The sequence below is a fragment of the Desulfovibrio sp. TomC genome (genome assembly GCF_000801335.2).
Classification (GTDB): Bacteria; Desulfobacterota; Desulfovibrionia; order Desulfovibrionales; family Desulfovibrionaceae; genus Solidesulfovibrio.
Window position 1 is genome coordinate 159,012 of sequence record NZ_JSEH01000005.1, and the last position, 18,655, is coordinate 177,666.

Sequence of the window (18,655 nt, forward strand, 5' to 3'; positions counted from 1 at the left end):
GTCCTGGCAGGGACGAACCCTGCCAGGACCGGGTGAGGCGGGAAAGGGAGGCAGGCGGGGACGCTTACTGGATATCGTTTACGTATTCGCCGTATCCGGCCTGAACCATGGCGTCAGCCGGAATGAAGCGCAGGGCGGCGGAATTCATGCAATACCGTTGCTTGGTCGGTGGGGGGCCGTCGGGGAAGACATGGCCGAGATGGGAATCGGCCAGCCGGCTTCGCACTTCGGTGCGGCGGGAGAACAGGCTCACGTCGTCGTGTTCGACCACGGCATCCGGGCGGATCGGCTTGGTGAAGCTTGGCCAGCCCGTGCCCGAGTCGTACTTGTCGCGGGAACTGAAGAGCGGTTCCCCGGAGACCACGTCCACGTAAAGCCCCGGGGCCTTTTCGTTCCAGTAGGCGTTGTCAAAGGGGCGTTCGGTGCCGTTTTCCCGGGTGACCTTGAAGGCCAGCGGCGACAGTTGCTTGCGCAGGGCGGCATCGTCTGGCCGGGTGAAGTCCTTCCAGGACGCCGTCTTGGCCGGGACCTCGGCAGCCTTGGCCTCATCGCCCCAGACCTTGGCCAGAAACTGGTCGCGCCCGGAGAAACTGCGGTAGGTCTTGTATTGCAGCGCGTGGGTGCGCCAGTAATCCTGGTGGTACGATTCGGCCTCGGTGAACACGGTAAACGGCAGGATTTCCGTGACGACCGGCCGCGGGAAGCGTCCCGAGGCGTTGAGATCCGCCAGGGCCTGCCCGGCTTCACGCTTTTGCTCCTCGTCGTGGACGAAGATGGCTGTGCGGTACTGCCGCCCGCGGTCGGCGAACTGTCCGCCCGGGTCTGTGGGGTCGATATGACGCAGGAAGACGTCGAGGACCTGCCGGTAGGTGACGCGCTTCGGGTCGAAGTGGACCTGTACGGCCTCGTAGTGCCCGGTGGTTCCGGACGACACCTGCTCATAGGTGGGGTGGGGTTCGCTGCCGCCGGTATAGCCGGAAATGACGGCCGTTACGCCGGGCAGCTTTTCCATATCCGCTTCCACGCACCAGAAACAGCCGCCGGCCAGCGTGGCCACGGCCTGGGTTGCAGTTTGGCGCGACATCGTGTCCTCCTTTCCGGTAACAGACGCCCCGGCGGCGGCGTCGCCGACTCGGGGGGATGCGCTGCCCCAGGCCAGGAGCAGGGCCAGCGCCAACAGGATGCGATATGTGGTTGTCATGGTGTCCCCCTTGGACCCAGAGCCGGGTCCAAGCCGGCAGCGCGGTCGAGCAGTCCCTCGGCAAGCGGGGAAACGACATCGGGAGCCCCAAGAAAATCCAGGAGTGCCGCAATGTCGCCGAAGGAGAGGGCGGCGGCCAAAGGACGATCCTGCGGTCGTGATCCGCGCATGACGGTCTCTAGAATATAGCCGCCGACGCTTGTTTTGTGCAATGTTAATTCCCAAAAACGAGTACCGTGTCCGGCCACCTCGCGCTCGTCGAAATGGGCCAAGCGCATGGGAGGCTGGGCTGGCGAGCAGACGAGAGGCGATGCAGGGCCGTTCATGGCAATACTCCTTGCCTGCAGGTTGGACTTGAGAACCATCATCAAGAATCGGGCCATGTTGTCTGATCCATGATGCCCTGGAATTGCAGGATAAATTTGAAATGAGCCGAGCCGGTTGTGAAAAATTCCTGATAAAGAGGAGTTGTTGGAGAGGAATCAGGCAGTCGGTCGGCGGACCGAGGCGTGCTTGAGGGGACGGGGGAGAGGATGGCTGCGGCCGGAAGCTGTCGCCTGGCTGCAACTGTGGAGACCAGGGGCGCAGGGCGGATGCCCGGTCGGGGGCAGGCCGGGAGGCATTGGACGCCGTCACGGACCGCCAGGGCCAGGGGCGAAAGGCGGATGCCCGGCCGGGGCTAGGCCGGGCGGCTCAAGGAGGAGCGTCCCCGAGGCTGCAACGAAGCGTCCGCCAGTCGCCGGGTTCAGGGCGACTGACGGACGCGGACGTATCGGAGGGCTCTTAGGGCCGGGCCGTTTTGGGGTCGGTCGTACTGCCGGCTGCGGGCGGGGCGTCGGCGGGAACAGTGAAGGCGGGATCGGCGGCGGTGCCGGTCAGGGTGGCCCGGGTGACGTTTAAGGCGCCGCCCTGGGCGTCATACAGGCCAAATCCGACCTTGCCGGAGGTGTGGGTGGCGTCGGTCGTGGTCAACACCTGGATGCCGTTGATGTAAAAGGTCAGGGTTGTGCCGTTGGCCACAGCCCGCAGTTCGTTGACTCCGGACTGGTTGATGGCGGTGCTGCTGGTCCAATCCTGGAGCTTTGCCCAGGAGTAGCCGCTCACTTTCCAAATGCTGTAGGTTCCGCCGTTGCGGTAAGCCATCCAGTAGCCGCTGTAGAGGTCTCCGGTAGTGTCTTGCGGCGTGGGGACGGACCGCATGAACAGGCAGGCGGCGTCAAGGGATGCGGCATTGCCGGACAACTGCATGGTAACGCGGTAGTCAAGATTGGCGAAATTGGCGTTGGAGCGGTGCAGATAGTGGTATTTGGCGCTTCCAGTGCCGATGGTGGTCGCTCCGTTTAACGTGGACCACAACCCGAACGTATTTGCCGTCCAGTTGCCAAGGCCGGCTGTAAACAGTTCGGTGAAGCTCGTGGGTGAAGACGTGCTGGCAATGCCGATGCTGGCCGGGAGACCAAGCGGGAGCAGGTTGACGCCGGCAACTGGAGGCGGTTTCAGGGTGCCGATGGCGGCCTTGAGGTTGACCCGGGGTTTGGTGACGGGCGTCTTGCCGTCGGTGACCAACGTCCCGGTGGTGGTCAGGGTGGAGCGCACCTGGGCCGGGGTGAGGTAGTTGCCGGTGATGGCCTTGGCCGCGCTTTGCAGGGCGGCGGCCGCGCCGGCGGCATAGGGACAGGCGGCCGAGGTGCCGCCGAAGGACGTGTTGAACGTGCCGCCCTGGTAAGCGCATTGCAGGGTGTAGGCCTGGTTGGACGGCGCAAACAGGGTCAGGAAAGACGTGGAGTTGGAATAGGCCGTGACCTTGTCGGCGGCGGTTGGGTCGTTCACGTACCAGCCCGTTGTGCAGCCGGTGGTGGAGAGTCTGTTTGCACACGATTCCCCGCTGACGCAGGGGGTGTAGTTGCCGAAATTGGCGTCGTAGACCGCACCCACGGAGACGACGTGGGAGATGCAGGCCGGCCAGCCCATGGCGGTGCAGTAGCCGTCATTGCCCGAGGAGGCGAAGAGGGTGATGCCGGCGGCCACGGCATTGGCCGCTGCCGTGGTCATGGCCGGCACGACGGCATCGCAGTTGGCCGTGTACTGGCCACCGCCAAAACTGGTGCTGATGATGCGGATGGGGTTGGCCGGGGAATCGTTCTGGTGGGTTACGGCCCATTCCCAGGCGGCGATCATGGAGGCGTTGCTGGCGCTGCCGCCGGTGGCCGTGCTGGAAATTTTCAGGGCATAGAGCTTGGCTCCCGGGGCCACGCCGCCGATATAGTCGCCGGTGTCGGCGAGATCGCCGGCCACGATGCCGGCGCAGGCCGTGCCATGGCCCTGGCGGTCCAGGGGATCGGCTTTGCCTTCGCCCGTGTCGTAGCCGCCGAGGACCTTGGCGTTGGGAAAGCTGCCGTTGCCGAGATAAAGATTGGTGTAGTCGATGCCGGTGTCGCAGACGGCCACGCTCACGCCGGATCCGTTGTAGCGCGACCGGGTGGCCAGGGCGTTTTCCAGGGGAATGCCCTGGCGCAGGTGGGGTTCAAGGACGCCGTTTTCCTCCACGCTGGCCACAGCGTCATTGGCGAGCAGGGCGGCGAGCTGTCCAGCCGTGGCGGTGACAACGAAGGCCGGCATGTAGCTGAATTGCCGGGTGACCGTGCCCAGATCGGCCGCCTGGCGTCGGTTGAAAAAGGCGTCCAGGCTGGCCTGGGTTTTGGCGCGCACCTCGGCCTTGCCGGCCTCGGTGGTGAATTCCGAGGGGCTATGGCCCCGGGTCTGTTTGAGCATGACAATGAAACTGCCGGCAGCGCCTTCGGCGGCCAGGGGAGCCAATGCTGTTTGTGAGGCATGGAGCTTGGAGTCGGTTTGGATCTGGGCGACGATTTGCTGGGCGCTTTGTTGGGCCGAAGCCTGGACGGAAAAAATGAATACGATGTGAATGGTTGCAAGGGCAATAATACGTTTGGACAACTTCAACATACGTCCGCCTTTTTTTGTTGATCTTGTGTAGAAATGTCTATATGGCGTATTTTTTGATAGTACTATGAGCTTGTTTGTCTCTATGTTGGTTCTATTGCATAGGCATTATTTGTATAACGTCGAAATTGTCTGGTACTCCCGTGCAGGGAAGGTCTCTTGTAAGTCCAACGATACAAGACGATTTGCATGCTTGTCCAGGGAGTATTTGGGCTGTCACAAAAACATGTTGTGCCAGGACCAAAAGGCCAGGCGCATGTTTTCGGCGGGCTGCTGGTCTGCTGCGGCGGGTGAGCGGTCACAAGAAGGACGGGCCTAAGAGCAAAATTGCGCTTTGGCCGAACCGGTTGGTCCTTTAACGCAGAGTCAGGCCGTGTTTGCGCAAAAGGCCGTAGAGGCGCGACTGGCTTAAGCCCGAGCGGTTCATGGCCGTGCGGACATCGCCGCCGCTGACGCCAAGGAGGTGTTCGAGGTAGGCGCGCTCCACCCGGTCGTGGGCTTGGCGCTTGTAGGATTCCCAATCCAGGTGTGCACCGTCGCTTGGGGCGTCGATCATGCGGCACAAGGGGCCGGGATCCGTCGGCCCTTTGGCGGGCCGGGCGCGGGCAGCCCGGGAGCGCACCAAGCGGGCCCGGGCCTCGCGGGGCAGATGCGACGGCAGGAGCTCCGGTTCAAGCGGCGCGGCCGTCATGAGCGCTTCCAGCACGTGCACCAGTTCGCGCACGTTGCCCGGCCAGTCGTAGCCGGCAAACAGTTCCAGGAGTTCGCCCGAGAGCTGAGTCAGGGGCAGCTTGCCGGCCCGGCAGATGCGGGTGAGGTGGAATTCGGCGATATCCGGCAGATCGTCGGCCATTTCGCGCAGCGGCGGCGGGGTGATGGTCACGGCCCGGATGCGGTAAAAGAGGTCCTCGCGGAAGGTCCCGGCCGCGACCATGGCGGCCAGATCACGGTTGCTGGCGCACACCAGCCGGAAATCGACCTGGATCTCGCGGTTTTCGCCCAGCGGGCGATAGGTGTGGCCTTCCAGCAAGCGCAAAAAGCCTTTTTGCATCTCAAGGGACAGCTCGCTGATCTCGTCCAGAAACAAGGTGCCGCCGTCGGCCCTGGCCAAGAGGCCGGGCTTGTCCCCGGACGCGCCGGTAAACGCCCCCCGGCGATGGCCGAACAGTTCGCTGGCCATGATGGTTTCCTGGAGGCCGGCACAGTCCACAATGACGAAATCGGCCTTGGCCCGGGAGCTGTTGTCGTGGATGGCCCGGGCAAAAAGCTCTTTGCCGGTGCCGGTCTCGCCAACGAGCAGGACATTGGCCTGGCTTCTGGCCGCCCGGCCAAGCTGGCGCAAGGCCCGCTCCATGGCCGGGCCGCCGCCGATGATGCCGGGGCGGCGCACAGGCAGGGCGTCCTGTTTTTTCTCACGAAAGCGCAACGCGCGCAGACAGGCCAGACGCAGGGCCTCCTGGCTGGCGGATTTTTCGATATAATCCCAGGCCCCGCTCAAAATGGCCAGTTCAGCGCCGTCCGGGTCGCCGGCGCCGGTGATGATGATCACTTCAGGTTCGCTTGGCAGGACGCGCAGTCTGGGCAGCAGGTCCAGGCCCGACCCATCGGGCAGACGCACGTCGAGAAAGACCAGATCGAATTCCGCGGCCCGGGCCAGCCCGTCGGCCTCGGCCACCGAGGCGGCCCGGGCGGTTTCGTGGCCCTCGGCAGCCAACAGGCGACCCAGGAATTCCCGGAAAAAGGCGTCGTCGTCGATGACCAGGATGTGCGCCATGGGGATCGGGGTCAGGCGTCCTGGATCAGGTAGGGATGGGCGCGCACCACAGCGAGTACGGCCGCCAGTTCCAGCTTGGCCTGGATGTGGCCTTGCCGGCAGGCCGCGACATCGCCGCGCCGGCAGGCTTCCTGCAAGGCGCGCATGGCCAAGCCAAGGCGTTCGGCCCGGATCGGCCCGGCCATGCCGGCCAGGTCGTGGGCCAGACCCAGGGCGGCGTTGGCATCGCCCCGGGAGATGGCCTCGGCCAGGGCCAGTCCCTTGGGTTCGGCCAGTTCCAGGAACAGCGCCAAGAGTTCGGCAGCGAACTCCTGGCGTCCTTTCCGGGAAAATTCCGACAGATCAAGAAGGGCCGGTTCGAGGGCAGCGACCGGCCGGGGCGGGGGCAGGATTTGGCTGATTGCGGCAAACAGGTCCTGGCCGCGTACCGGTTTGGGCACATGGGCGTTCATGCCGGCCGCCAGACAGCGTTCCCGGTCGCCCGGCATGGCAAAGGCGGTGAGGGCCAAAATGGGCACCTGCGGCGAGTTGGCCGGGGAGCATCGGCCCTCGCGGATGGCCCGGGTCACGGTCAGGCCGTCCATGTCGGGCAGCTGGATGTCCATGAGAATGCAGTCCACGGGCTGGGACGCCGCGACTTCCAGGGCCTGCCTGCCGTCGACCGCCGGGATCGGGGTGTGGCCGTTTTTGCGCAGCAGGTGGAGCATGTAGATCCGGTTGACGTCGTTATCGTCGACGACAAGCACGGTCAGGGAAGGCAGGTCCTGAGCCGGACTCGAAACATCCATGGCACGCCCCTTCTTGAAGTGGAAACGCTGCGAGGTTGGAGCTGACCCTTTCCAGTATGCGTGCAATCTCTTACCATGGCCCCAAGTGAATGACAAATCTGGCTTTGAGAGTGACTCCATAAATAATGGATCGAACGGTTCGGCCGCTGCGCCCGGGCTCCGGTCGCCCGGGCTTGCGCTCCGGTCCCGGATGCCTACTTGATGCAGTGAGAGGTGTATGCCCATGGTGTCGCACGCACTCGCGCCCCATATTGATGCCCTGCTGCGTCGGGCCGGTCCTGACGGGGCCTTTGCCGTGGCCGAGGGTTCGGCCTCGCGCCCCGACGCCACGGCCTGGGCAGCCATGGCCCTTTCCGTTGTGGGAGGGGCCGGTGAACAGGTCGCGGCTGCCCGAAGCGCCCTGGTTGCCGCCCAGTTGCCCGACGGCCGGGTGCCGGTGCTTCCCGGGCGTCCCGAGGCGGCCTGGCCCACCGCCCTGGCCCTTTTGGCCTGGCTGCCGGACCCGGCCTTTGCCGCGCCGGCCGCCCGAGCTGCCGCCTGGCTGACGGGGCATCCCGGCTCACACTGGGCGCGCCGGGAAAGCGAGAGGGCCATTGTCGCCCATGACACCAGCCTGCGGGGCTGGACCTGGATTGAGGGCACCCATTCCTGGGTTGAGCCGACCTCCCTGGCCATGCTGGCCCTGTCGGCCACGGCGGCGCCGCCCCGGGAGGCCCTGGATGAAGCCGTGCGCCTGCTCCTTGACCGCCAGCTCCCGGACGGCGGCTGGAACTACGGCAATACGCGCGTGTTTCGAAACACCCTGCTCCCGGTGCCCGAGTCCACCGGCCACGCCCTGACCGCCCTGGGCGGCCGGGTTGCGCCTGCGGTCGTGGCGGCCAGTCTCGACTATCTGGCTGGGCCGCAGTGTGCCGTGCCGACGCCGCTGGCGGCGACCTGGCGGGCCTTCGGGCTTGGAGCCTATGGCTTGGCCACGTCTGAAATCACGGCAGGCTGCCTCCTGGCCCTGGCCCGACAGGACCGCTACGGTCCCTACGACACCCCGCTGCTGGCCCAGGCCATTGCCGCCGTGGCCACGTCCGGCCGCTTTGCCGCCCTTTTGGGAGAACGCCCATGACCGCCGCCGATTTGGAAACGCCTCGCCGCTTTACCCGTCGCCAAGCAGTCAAGCTGGCTGCCGCGGCCGGTCTTGTGGCTGCCGGCGGATTGGCCATCCCTCCCCTGCTCAAGGAAAAACTCCAGGCCTCGGTCTTCGTGGCCAAGGCGGCGGATTACGGCGTCGATCTGGGGGGGATTGTGCGCCGGGGCATGGCCGAATTGGGCCTTACGTCCCGGGAAATTGCCGGCAAGCGGGTGCTACTGAAGCCCAATCTGGTCGAGCCCCATGCCGGGGCCGGGCATATCAATACCCATCCCCTGGTGGTGCGGGCGGTTGCCGAGGCTTTTTTGGCTCTGGGGGCGGCTTCGGTGGTGGTGGCCGAGGGGGCCGGGCATCGCCGCGACGCCTATCTGGTGCTGGAGGAATCGGGGCTGGCCGACATACTGGCCCGGGAAAAGCTGCCGTTTTTCGACCTCAACAACGGCCCGGTGGCCCCGGTCAACAATCTCGGCGGGTTCAGCAAGCTTGGCGATCTCTGGCTGCCGGAGCTGATCACCCGCACAGACATGGTGGTGTCGGTGGCCAAGATGAAGACCCATCACTGGGCCGGGGTCACCTTGTCCATGAAAAACCTGTTTGGCGTCATGCCGGGCGTGGTCTACGGCTGGCCCAAAAACGTGCTGCATTTTGCCGGCATCGAGCCGTCGATCCTGGACATCAACGCCACGGTGCGGCCGGATTTCGCCATTGTCGACGGCATTGTGGGCATGGACGGCGACGGCCCCATCATGGGGGACCCGGCTGCGGCCGGGGTGCTGGTCATGGGGCGCAGCGCCGTGGCCGTTGACGCCACAAGCTGCCGGATCATGGGCATCGATCCCGGGCGCGTCGGCTATCTGCGCCAGGCCGACGGCCGGCTGGGGACCATCGAGGCCGGACGGATCGAACAGCGCGGCGAATCCCCGGCCGCCGTACGCCGTGATTTCGCCCTGCTTGACTACGTGCCGGCCCAACAGGGCCTGCGGCTTGGCCGCTAGCGCCGGCTCGCGTCGGAAAGCCGGCGCTATGTGCAGGGGAAACGGGCAATTTCGGGGCGTGAAGCCGGGCGTTTTGCCCGCCGGTCCGGCCCGGACGCAGGGCTAAAAGCCCGAGAGCCAGGTCGCGCCGGAAAACAGACGGTAGAGCGACCATTCCTCGATAGCCAGTCCGCCGTCGTAGATACAGACGCCGCTTTGGCCTTGGGCGCTGTCGCTGATGACCAGTTCGCCGCCGGTGGCGACGCACAAGGTCGAAGCCGGATTGGCCATGCCGATCAGTTGGGCCGCAGCCGGGGCGGCGAGGGCGGTGGTCAGGACCACAACCAGGACGGCCAAGTACACAACGCGCATACGCTCTCCTTGGCCCCGGCCGGGGAAATATCGCCGGATCAGGCCGGGGATTGCGGGTTTTCCTGGCGGGGAAACACGGCCAGTCTGGGGCTGCCGGGCACCGGACGCCCCTTGCAGGTGGCCTCGACGCGATGGGGGCGGCCGTCGCGGAATTGGGCCGGCACGTCCCAGACAAAGCCTGAATAGCCGTCGCCAAAGCCTGCCGCCGCCACGTCGGGGCGGAAGTCGTTGGCGGTCAGCAGAAAGTCCTGGCCATCCACGGTCAGTTTGATCTCCTGCCGGACAGAGGGAGCAGTCGAATCGCGGGCCCAGCCGAGCATCCGGTCGGCCTGGGGCGGGTCAAGATGTCCCATGATGCCGCCCGGGGCTTCCATGATAAAACGCCATCCATGCAGGTCCATGGAAAATTCCACCGGTCCCGGAGGGCCAAAGCACATCAGGCGATGTTCGAACTCTTCCTTGGTGATGTCCGGGGTGAGGCGGCACATGCGTTCGAAATCGGCGATGGTGCGTTTGGTCGCGCCCCAGGACTGGGACCGGATCGGAGTGATGGGGGCTTCATTGGTGATCAGGGGAGCGACGCGCAGCATGAGGAGCGACAGGGCTTGCCTGGCCACTTTGGCCAGGCCGGGGCGATCCTTGGCTCCGGTGACAGGGATGATTTCGGCATCGATGATCGTTCCGGCGTCAATGCGTTCGTCCATGACGTGCAGGGTCGCGCCGAAGGTCGCGGCGCGTTCGTAGGCGGCCCAGGCCTCGGGGGCTGTCCCGGGATATTGGGGCGAGGCTGGATGGATATTGTAGGCCCCATGCGAAAAAGCGGACAGACAGTCGGCCGGCACGATGACGTTGGACAGATAGGAGAGCAGGCGGGCTTTGGGACCCAGACGCGTCACCTGGGCGCGAAGACCGGGTAAATCGACAACGTGGCGCAACTCGACGTTTCGGCCGTGGGCGGAAAGCATCTGCAGGAGGGTTGCGGCGTCTTCATTGGCGGAAAGCAGGATAAGCGTCAGGGGCATAGAATTCCTCGAAGTTTCGCCAGGCGTTTCGGTTGGGGACTTATGATAGTGTTGGAGAGATTACCCGCCTGCCGTGGCAGGGTCAAGGCAGTGACAACCGGCTGGTCTCATTTTTTGACCCGGGTGAAGCGAATGTCCTTGGCGGAATTTGTGCTGTAAAGCAGTGAAGCGACCTGCCCGTCGTTGGCGAATTCCAGGCGCAAGCCGTGGACGGTTCCGGTGCTGTCTGAACCGTCGAAGATGCCATAGAGCAGGTGGCGCATGGGGATGGTCTGGTTGTCCCGGGTCATGCTGATGCCTGTGGCGGTTTGGCTGATGCGCAGGGAGCCGAGTACGGGATTGGCGTAGACGCCGACGGCCAGCTTGGCCGGGCTGTCCGGGATTCCCGTCGTTTCCTCCGGTTCTGGGGCTTGGGTTGGCTGCGGCGCAGGCGCTTCGGCTTTGGTCGGCGCGGCCGGTTTGGCGGCCGGAACCGGAGCAGCGGCCGGAGCAGCAGCCGGAGCCGGAGCAGCAGCCGGAGCCGGGGCAGCAGCCGGAGCCGGAGCAGCAGCCGGAGCCGGGGCAGCAGCCGGAGCCGGAGCAGCAGCCGGAGCCGGGGCAGCGGCCGGAGCCGGAGCAGCGGCCAGAGCCGGAGCAGCGGCCGGAGCAGCTGCCCGAGTTGGAGCCGGAGCCGGAGCCGGGGCAGCGGCCGGAGTGACAGTCGGCTTGGAGGTCGGGGCGGATGCCGGGGCAGGAGCAGGGACAGAAGCCTGGCTCAGCGTGGATTGTCGGGCCAAGACCGCAGCGGAGGGTTTGTCCAGGGGCTGGACAGCAGGGGCCTCCTTGGCTGGGGCCGGATGGTTCTCTGGCGGCGTCACGGGCAGACGCAGGACGTTGCCCGCTATAATGTGCTGGGTTTTGTCGATGGTATTGGCCCGGGCCAAGGCCTCGGGCGTCAGGCCGAATTTTCGGGCGATACGGGTGAGGGTGTCGCCGGGCTGAATGGTGTATTGGGCCTCCCCGGCATCGCTCCCGAGAGCGGGGGCCGGAGCCGTGGCGGCAGCCAAGAGCAGGCCCGGGATCAGGCAGGCCGGGAGGGCGCAAAACAGAAACAGGCGCGGCAGGTGCATAGGCGTCCTTTGTCTGTGTTTTGCCAGTCGGGCAAAACAGTTCGTCATTTTTCTAGGCGGACGTATAAGAAAAAGCGGCTTGCCTGACAACGTGCAAAACACTGCGGCCAGGGGGCAGGGGATGCGTTCCAAACGGTGTTGGGACTTGCCATCCTGCCTGTTTGGCCTTACCTCATGTCTTGGTCGGGGTGTCGAGAAACGAATGGGAAAAAGCGCCATGCAAAGGCGTCGCAGGACGACGTCGAGGATGACGTCCCGGCTGGCAATGCGCCCCGGGGCGTCCGCTCGTTTTGATCCAGGACGCATCCATCCCGGTATCCCCCGCAACCTCGTCTCCGTTTTCTCCTGCCCAACGCCCGCCATCGGCTTCGGCCCGGCCGGCCGGAAGCGGGAGCGCCGGATTTCGCGACCAAAGGCGGCACAGCTCTTTTATGGATAACCCGCAAGACACCGAGACCACCGACGCCAAACAGGGCGCTTCCGGCTCCCTGGGCAGTCTGGGCCTGTCGCTGACGGACAGGGAAAAAAAGAACCTCATGACGTTTCTTTCCATCGGGATCATCCTGGTGGAATTTGCCGTCACCATCGCCGCCGTGTGCTATGGGATCATCAAGTCCCAGAAACTGCCGGACGGCACCATCGAGTTCCAGTTCCCCTGGATTCCTTACGCCGTGGCCCTGATCCTGGCCCCGGTGGCCATCATGCTGGTGGTCAACATCATCGGCATGGGCTTTACCCGCATCTTCAAGGGTGATCCGGCCATGGACGAGGAGCAGATGCGCTTTATGCCCGAGCGGCTGCGCCGGCTCATCGCCCTGTCCCGGGGCCTGCCGTCCATCATTTTGCTTGGCGGCATGGTCCTGGTCGGCGCGGCCCTGTACTACCTCGACGCCGTCATCCAGGCCATTTTGCGCATCGGCGACCATGTGGAGGTCATCGCCCCCTGGGTCATGGCCGGGCTGGTGGCGGCCTGGTGCCTCACCTATCTCGTGCGCATGTGGTTTCTCTACAAGACCCGGCGGATGCACGAGGAATACGCCTTTCGGCGCGAGGTGCTGGAGCGCACCGGCATCGTTATTGTCGACAACCGCAAGCACATTGCCGCCGATGGCCGCACCATCGGCGAACACGGCAACGTCCTGCCCGGGCGCGTCATCGACGTGCTGCCGCCCGGGGAGTCCGACGCCGACAAGGACGCCCCATGACCGAACAGGCTGACCGCCTGGGCCAAAAAGCCCGGGACATCCTGCTGGCCCGCATCGCCCGCACCGGCGACGCCGGCCGGGCCGAGGCCCTTTCCGCCTTTGTCGGCCTGTCCCGGCCCGATCTTGGCCCGGACGCCGCCGGCATTATCGCCGACGTCGCCCCGGTCCTGCCGCTTGCGCTCACTGAAAAATGGGTGGGTATGTTCATTGCGCGCCTGCTTGAGACCGTGCCCCACGTCCAGGTGGCGGAGTTGTGCGACGGCAGCGCCGAAAATGAGGCCGCCCTGGCGCTGGCCTACGTCATGTTTCTGGAATCCGAGCGCATGGAAAAGCAGATGGCCGAGGATCTGGCCGCCTGCAACCTGACGGCCGGCCAGGACGGGGCCGACGTCGCCGCCGAGACCTGCCGCCGGCTGGCCGAGGCCGAGGAGCGTCGCCGGCAGGCGAGCCTGGAGAAGGCCGCCGCCTATCGCCGGGACCACCACCGGGACAATTGACGAAGGCCCTGCCTGAAGGCAGGGCTGCGCAGGGCTCTTCCCCTCTTTTCTTGCCCTGCTTTCGAGAGCGACGTGCCTCGTCCACGGCCCGTTGGAGCCACGCTGGTCTGTGTCAACCGACCGCATCGTCGCCCACGGCCCAAAACCCCTTTACAAACGTCTTCCTTTGCAGGGGTCCGGGGGGATCATCCCCCCGGCCGCCGGAGCACTCCTCCCTCCTTCTCCCTCTCGCACTTCCCTCACCCGCGATTTAGGCGAACATGGCGCAGATGACTTCGAAGTGGGCTTCGGCCGTTTCCACCAGTTCCGGCAGATCGGCCGGGGTCAGGCCCACGGCCTCCCAGGCGGCGGGGTCGAAGCAGGGCACCAGGCGCTCGCCGCTGCTGCCGGGCAGGACCGCGCCGGCAATCATGTCGGCCACGCAGACAATGGACGGCTCCTGGGGCACCTCTCCGGACACCGGGGCATGATGCCGCCACACGGCCTGCTCCAGGCTCTCGGGAAACCGCCACTTCCGCAATAACATGCCGCCAAGCTCCCCATGGTCGAAGCCAAAGAGTTCCCGCTCGACCGCGACCAGATGGCGTCCCGAAGCCGCTGCTGCGGCCAGGGACGCCCCGGCCGCCGCCGGCACCTGTTTGTACAGCACCAGCCGGCCGATGTCGTGGAGCAGCCCGGCCACGAAAAACCGTTCCGGACTGGGATCGTGCATCCGAACGGCCAGCAGTTTGGCCACCAGCCCCACCCCTATGGAATGCCGCCAGAACTGGCGCATGTCGATGCAGCCGGCCGGGATGTCCTTGAAAAGGGGCATGACGGAAACACCCATGGCCAGCGTCGAGAGCTGGTTCAAGCCGAGCAACATGACCGCCCGGGACAGGGTGTCCACGGGACCTGGGGGCAGGCCGCCGGACACGCGCAGGGTGCGGGCGTAAAAGGCGCTGTTGACGAGCTTTAAGAGCTTGGCCGTCAGGCTTGGGTCTTTGCTGATGACGGCGGCGGCCTCTTCCACGGTGGAGGCCGGGTCGCTTAACACCTCGCGGATGCGCATGAAGACTTCGGGCAGGGAAACGAGGACCGGATCAGCCGCCAGGATGGCTTCCGGGCTGGGCAGACTGGTCAGGCTTTCGCGACCGCAGGCCGGCGGGCGCACCGGACGCACGGTTGCCAGGGCCTCGGCCCGGGCCAGGGCCAGCTCGGTCAAGGCCATGGTCAGCGGCTCGTCGGCCGGCAGCGGGGCAAACCGTCGCCGCACCGCTTCTTCGGGCGTGCCGGCAGGTTCGGCCGGGGCTGCCTGGGAAGGGCCTGTAGCGGAATCCGGGGTGGCCTCGATTTCGCGGATGCGCCAGCCGCGCAACCACTTGAGATGGCTCTCGGCCAGCACCGTGCCGGCGGGCAGCCGGTAGCGGCCGTCAGGGCTTTCGATCTCGGCGGCGAGCACCATGCCGGCCCGGATCTGGGAAAAGGGAATCGTGGGCATTGGCCGTCCCTTTGCCGGCCCTTGGGCCGACGGCGAGAGGTGGGCTCCGGGCCGATCCCGGGAAAGTCAGCTGTTGCCAAGCCTTACCAGTGCCACGCCAACCCGGCAAGAGCCATGGCCCATCCCCCGGATTCCCAGACTCCTGGGCGGGTTTCTCCAGGGGTTCCCCCGGGCAACGCCTTGGCTTATAAGGGCCGTCCGGAGGCATCATGACCGTATCCCCGCTTCTTACCGGCGACGGCCAGCTCGTCGATATCGGCGACATCCGCTACAACGACGATCTGGCCGCGCCCCAGGCCTTTGGCCTCATGCGCTTTTCCCATACCAGCGACGCCCTACGCGGCCTTGTGCGCGATCTGCGCGACCGGGCTGTCCGCGAATCCCGACCGCTGACCGATTTCATGGACATAAGCGGCCGCAGCGGCCATTCGCGCATTGGCCTGGACATCCACCTGACCGGCGAGGCGCCCCAAGTGTCCGACAGCGCCCGCACCGTGGAGCTGCCAGTGGCGGTTACGGCCTTAAACGCCGCCCTGGCCGAGTCCCTGGCCGATCTGCGCGGGCTTTGCTGCGACGGGGGCGTGGATTTCGGGCGGCTTTTCATCCCCCGGGGGCCGGCCGTTGGCCGGGCCGGGATTGCCGAGGCCATGGAGCGGGGCTGGCTCCTGCTTCCCCAGCGCCACAGCGTGGCCGAGGACGGGGTGGTGGAGATCGTACTGGAAGACCTGCGCTATATCCTGTCCGCGCGGTTGCTCGGGGTGGGCCGCAATTTTGCCGAGATGGTGGTCAAGGGCAAGCATGGCCTGGGCATTTTCCAGAGTCTGGCCCCAACCGGCCTGCCGGATGCCCTGGCGGCCAAGGATTTCATGGTCGGGGCCGTGCATATTGCCCTTGGGCCGTTTACCGCTTTTCTGGAGCGCCCCACCAACCGCGACGGCGTCTTCCATCTGGCTTCGCGCCTGCTCGACGGCATCCGCACCACAGGCATCAGCACGCCGCGCCAGGTGGAACTCTACAACAGCGGCGAGGCAGCGGCAGAGACGGACGGCCTGGCCGTGCGCCTGCGGCTCTATCCGCCGGACGTGCGGGTGGCCCGGCTGGCCGAGCGGGTGCTCATTGCCGGCCACAGTCGGGAGGTCCTGGCTGCCGGCGTCGATTTCGCCGACCTGACCGACATCTTCAATCCCGTGGCCAGCCGGGCGCTTTTCGACGAAGTGACCGATGATCCGGCCGACGGCGGCATCTACGGCCGCATCCTCATGCCCGGCAAGATGATCACCATCCCCTGGGAACAGGAGGAGGGCGTGTGGTTGCGGGAATTCCAATGGCGGCTGATTTACGAATACGCCCGGGGCAACGTCCCGGAGGGCGTCCTTGAGGGCGAGGAAATTCCCAAGCGGATGCGCCCGTTTCTGGACGACCTCAAGTACGTTGGCGGCGAACAGAAGCTGTCCAAGGTCTTTGTGGCCGACGCACTGCCGCCGGCCGACACGCTGCGGGTGCTCAAGCGCAACGGCATCGGCGTGGTGGCGGCCCGGGGCATGGGCTGCGCCCCGGGCAAGACCTGCCGGCCGCCCTTTTTCCGCATGGACCAGACGCTTTATGAAGAGCTGGTGCGCCTTGAGGGCGAGGGGATGCGGTTTTACCTGCTGCTCGAATACAACGGCCAGGCCCAGATGCGGGAATTTTTCCGGGGCCTGTGGGTGACCCGGGAAGGGCGGGAACATCTGCCGCGCATCCACACCACCATGGCCATGTTCGGCTCGGCCTGCGACGTGCTCGGACCGGTCCTGGCCGAACCCATCGCCGCCTTTTTGAAAAAGATGCGCGACCATCCGCGCCTGGGCGAGGGCTTTGCCGTGGCCCACGGCTCGGGGCCGGGAGTCATGCGCATTGTCGACGACGCGGCCGCGGCCCTTGGCATCTTCCGCCTCGGCGTTGGCATCGACGCCGAGGAAATCGGCCAGATTCCCAATTTCGAACCCCAGGCCGTGGCCCAGTTCACCAATCTGGCCATGAACACCCGTCAAGACATCCTGGACCGGCGTTCGCTCTTTAAGATCTTTAATCTCGGCGGTTTCGGCACCAGCTACGAAGTGAACATGGCGCTTACCTTCTTAAAGATCGGCCAGTGTCTGCCCGCGCCCTACATCTTCATCGACCCGGTGGGCTTTGGCCCGGGCGGTGAGCCGTTCTGGCGGCAGACCATCCAGCAGTTTCAGACGCTGAGCAGCGATCTGGCCGGCGGCGGCCACACCCTTGGCCCGCTTGGGCCACGCTGGGTGGTCAACTGCTGCCACGAGGTGGGAACCTACGAAGAGGGCTACGCCGTTATGGCCGCCTTTGTGAACGACCCGGCCGCCTATTGGCGGGAACGCGGCATCGCCCAAAGCCGGGTGCGCTTTGCCCGGGACAATCTCAAAAAGGCCGGCGTGGCCATCGCACCTTACATCGAAGAAGCGTTGGAAGGGGAATAGAGAGGCAGAAGAGGGGAAAGGCAGAAGCAGAAGATGCCTCCGGCGGCCGGGGGGATGATCCCCCCGGACCCCTGCAAAGGGAAAAGTTTTTCAAGGGGTTTTGGGAGCGGGTTGCCAGTCCGGGCGGCTGGGGACTGCGACAGCCGAAGGCTGAGCTTGCCCTCCCACCGCCGTAGCGCCGACGTTCCCCCTTTACCTAGTTGGGGGGGGCCGGGGCCTCAGGCCCCGGCCGCCGGAGGCACTCTTCCTCTCTCGCTACACCCCACCGAACAGGCGGGCCAGGGGGCCGAGGAGCGCGCCCGGGAACAGGCCCAGGAGCAGCAGGCCCGCGGCCATGGCCCACAGGGCTGCGCTGCCGGCCGGTCCGGCCAGGGCCGGAATGACCGGATGGGCCGCGACGTCATTTTGCATGTAGAGTGCGGCCACGATGCGCAGCGCGTAGAAGATGCCGATCACCGCCGTTACGATGCCAAAGGCGGCCAGTCCCACGTAGCCGGCCCGAAGGGCCGCGCCAAAGACCAGAAACTTCCCGATGAAACCCGCCGTGGGCGGCAGTCCGGCCAGGGACAAAAGGCTCACGGCCAAGGCTCCGGCCCGCCAGGGATGGACGTAGCCCAGGCCCCGGTAGGCCTCGATGGCGTCGCGGTCGCCGGTTTCTCCGGAAAGCAGTCCCACCGCGCCGAAGGCTCCCAGATCCATCAGGGCAAAGGCGGCCAGATAAAACAGCGCCGCCTCGCCGCCGCCCTCGTCCACGGCCATGGCCGCCATGGCGATGTAGCCCATCTGGGCGATGGAGGAATAGGCCAGGACGCGCTTGATGCTTTTCTGGGTGATGGCCCCGACATTGCCGACGGCCATGGTCAGGGCGGCCACCCCGGCCAGGGCCGGCCAGAGCAGTTCCCGGGCCTCGGGCGAGGCTTCGGCGCAGACATGGAGCAGGGCGGCGGCCGTGGCCGCCTTGGAGCCGGTGGAGAGGAAGGCGGCGATGGGGGCGGGCGCGCCCTGATAGACGTCCGGGGTCCACAGATGGACCGGGGCCAGGGACAGCTTGAACCCGATGCCAACCAGGGCCAGGGCCAGACCGGCCGTCACCAGGGGACCGCCCACGGCCAGGGATTCGGCAATGACGAGGCTGCCGCTGCCGGCAAAGACCAGGGCCGCGCCAAAAACCAAAACAGCCAGGGCCATGGCCCCGGGCAGGAAATATTTGAGCGCCGCCTCGGTGCCCAGCGGGTCGGACAGGCGGGCGGCCACCACGGCGTAGAGGCAAAGCGAGGCCAGTTCCAGCCCGACGATCAGCATGAGCCAGTCGTCGGACTCGGCCAGAAGCAACATGCCCAGGGCCGACCACAGAAGCAGGCCGTAGAGGGCGTCGCCGGCAAAGCCCCGACGGGCGGCATAGCGGGCGGTGAGCCCCACCGTGGCCAGGGTGATGCCCGAGAGGAGGGCGGCGTAAAAGCAGCTGATGCCGCTGGCCCCTTCAGGGCCGGACACGCCCCACCAGCCCGGGAGCAGGGCGGCCAGACCGGCCAGGACCGGGAACAGGGCGGTCGGGGTGCGGCGAAAACAGGCGGCCAGCAGGATGGCCAGCCCCCCAAGGGCCAGGGAGAGGTGCGGGAAATAGGCGGCGACAAAGGCGGTCATGGCAGGTCCT

15 protein-coding genes are annotated in these 18,655 nt (G+C 66.1%); 5 read left to right on the forward strand and 10 right to left on the reverse strand.

All coding sequences use genetic code 11. The annotated features are described in order from the left end of the window. Nucleotides 1-64 precede the first annotated feature (64 nt). From msrB to NY78_RS25735, 5 genes are all read right to left on the reverse strand, one after another. A complete protein-coding gene (gene msrB, locus NY78_RS06580) occupies nt 65-1,201 on the reverse strand; it encodes a peptide-methionine (R)-S-oxide reductase MsrB (RefSeq protein ID WP_043633322.1) in 1,137 nt (378 codons plus the stop codon). Further along, nucleotides 1,198-1,527, reverse strand: coding sequence for a hypothetical protein (locus NY78_RS06585; RefSeq protein WP_156180877.1), 330 nt, complete (start codon nt 1,525-1,527; stop codon nt 1,198-1,200). Before NY78_RS06585 ends, msrB begins: the two co-directional genes overlap by 4 nt. A gap of 457 nt (nt 1,528-1,984) precedes the next feature. After that, complete coding sequence (locus NY78_RS06590; protein ID WP_043633328.1) at nt 1,985-4,165, reverse strand: S8 family peptidase; 2,181 nt, start codon at nt 4,163-4,165, stop codon at nt 1,985-1,987. A gap of 352 nt (nt 4,166-4,517) precedes the next feature. Continuing rightward, the gene (locus NY78_RS06595; RefSeq protein ID WP_043633330.1) at nt 4,518-5,936 is read right to left on the reverse strand and encodes a sigma-54-dependent transcriptional regulator; all 1,419 of its coding nucleotides are present in this window, start codon (nt 5,934-5,936) and stop codon (nt 4,518-4,520) included. An 11-nt stretch (nt 5,937-5,947) separates the two neighbouring features. Further along, entirely contained in the window at nt 5,948-6,724 is a 777-nt protein-coding gene (locus tag NY78_RS25735; RefSeq protein ID WP_043633333.1) for a response regulator, read from the reverse strand. Between the two features lie 223 nt (nt 6,725-6,947). On the opposite strand from NY78_RS25735, the gene NY78_RS06605 reads away from it, so the two are divergent. Continuing rightward, nucleotides 6,948-7,841, forward strand: coding sequence for a hypothetical protein (locus NY78_RS06605; protein ID WP_043633521.1), 894 nt, complete (start codon nt 6,948-6,950; stop codon nt 7,839-7,841). Beyond that, the gene (locus tag NY78_RS06610; RefSeq protein WP_043633335.1) at nt 7,838-8,860 is read left to right on the forward strand and encodes a DUF362 domain-containing protein; all 1,023 of its coding nucleotides are present in this window, start codon (nt 7,838-7,840) and stop codon (nt 8,858-8,860) included. Before NY78_RS06605 ends, NY78_RS06610 begins: the two co-directional genes overlap by 4 nt. A gap of 102 nt (nt 8,861-8,962) precedes the next feature. Here NY78_RS06610 and NY78_RS06615 read toward each other — a convergent pair whose 3' ends face one another. The 3 genes from NY78_RS06615 to NY78_RS06625 form a co-directional block, all read right to left on the reverse strand. Then, nucleotides 8,963-9,211, reverse strand: coding sequence for a putative hemolysin (locus tag NY78_RS06615; RefSeq protein WP_047960062.1), 249 nt, complete (start codon nt 9,209-9,211; stop codon nt 8,963-8,965). Nucleotides 9,212-9,249: 38 nt separating this feature from the next. Further along, nucleotides 9,250-10,233, reverse strand: a complete 984-nt coding sequence (locus tag NY78_RS06620) for a formyltransferase family protein (RefSeq protein ID WP_043633340.1) — start codon at nt 10,231-10,233, stop codon at nt 9,250-9,252. Between the two features lie 107 nt (nt 10,234-10,340). After that, nucleotides 10,341-11,342, reverse strand: a complete 1,002-nt coding sequence (locus NY78_RS06625; RefSeq protein WP_043633341.1) for a LysM peptidoglycan-binding domain-containing protein — start codon at nt 11,340-11,342, stop codon at nt 10,341-10,343. A 431-nt stretch (nt 11,343-11,773) separates the two neighbouring features. Between NY78_RS06625 and NY78_RS06630 the strand changes: the two genes are divergently transcribed. Then, entirely contained in the window at nt 11,774-12,547 is a 774-nt protein-coding gene (locus tag NY78_RS06630) for a hypothetical protein (RefSeq protein ID WP_043633344.1), read from the forward strand. After that, a complete protein-coding gene (locus tag NY78_RS06635) occupies nt 12,544-13,044 on the forward strand; it encodes a hypothetical protein (protein ID WP_043633346.1) in 501 nt (166 codons plus the stop codon). The genes NY78_RS06630 and NY78_RS06635 overlap by 4 nt, the downstream gene beginning before the upstream one ends. Nucleotides 13,045-13,294: 250 nt before the next feature. Here NY78_RS06635 and NY78_RS06640 read toward each other — a convergent pair whose 3' ends face one another. Next, nucleotides 13,295-14,524 (reverse strand): HDOD domain-containing protein, encoded by a 1,230-nt coding sequence (locus NY78_RS06640; RefSeq protein WP_231583803.1) that lies wholly within the window; start codon nt 14,522-14,524, stop codon nt 13,295-13,297. 209 nt (nt 14,525-14,733) lie between these two features. On the opposite strand from NY78_RS06640, the gene NY78_RS06645 reads away from it, so the two are divergent. Next, nucleotides 14,734-17,001, forward strand: coding sequence for a Rossmann fold nucleotide-binding protein (locus NY78_RS06645; RefSeq protein ID WP_043633349.1), 2,268 nt, complete (start codon nt 14,734-14,736; stop codon nt 16,999-17,001). Between the two features lie 255 nt (nt 17,002-17,256). Here the strand turns inward: NY78_RS06645 and NY78_RS06650 are convergent, their stop codons facing one another. Continuing rightward, nucleotides 17,257-18,645, reverse strand: coding sequence for an NADH-quinone oxidoreductase subunit N (locus NY78_RS06650; protein WP_043633351.1), 1,389 nt, complete (start codon nt 18,643-18,645; stop codon nt 17,257-17,259). Between the last annotated feature and the right edge of the window lie 10 nt (nt 18,646-18,655).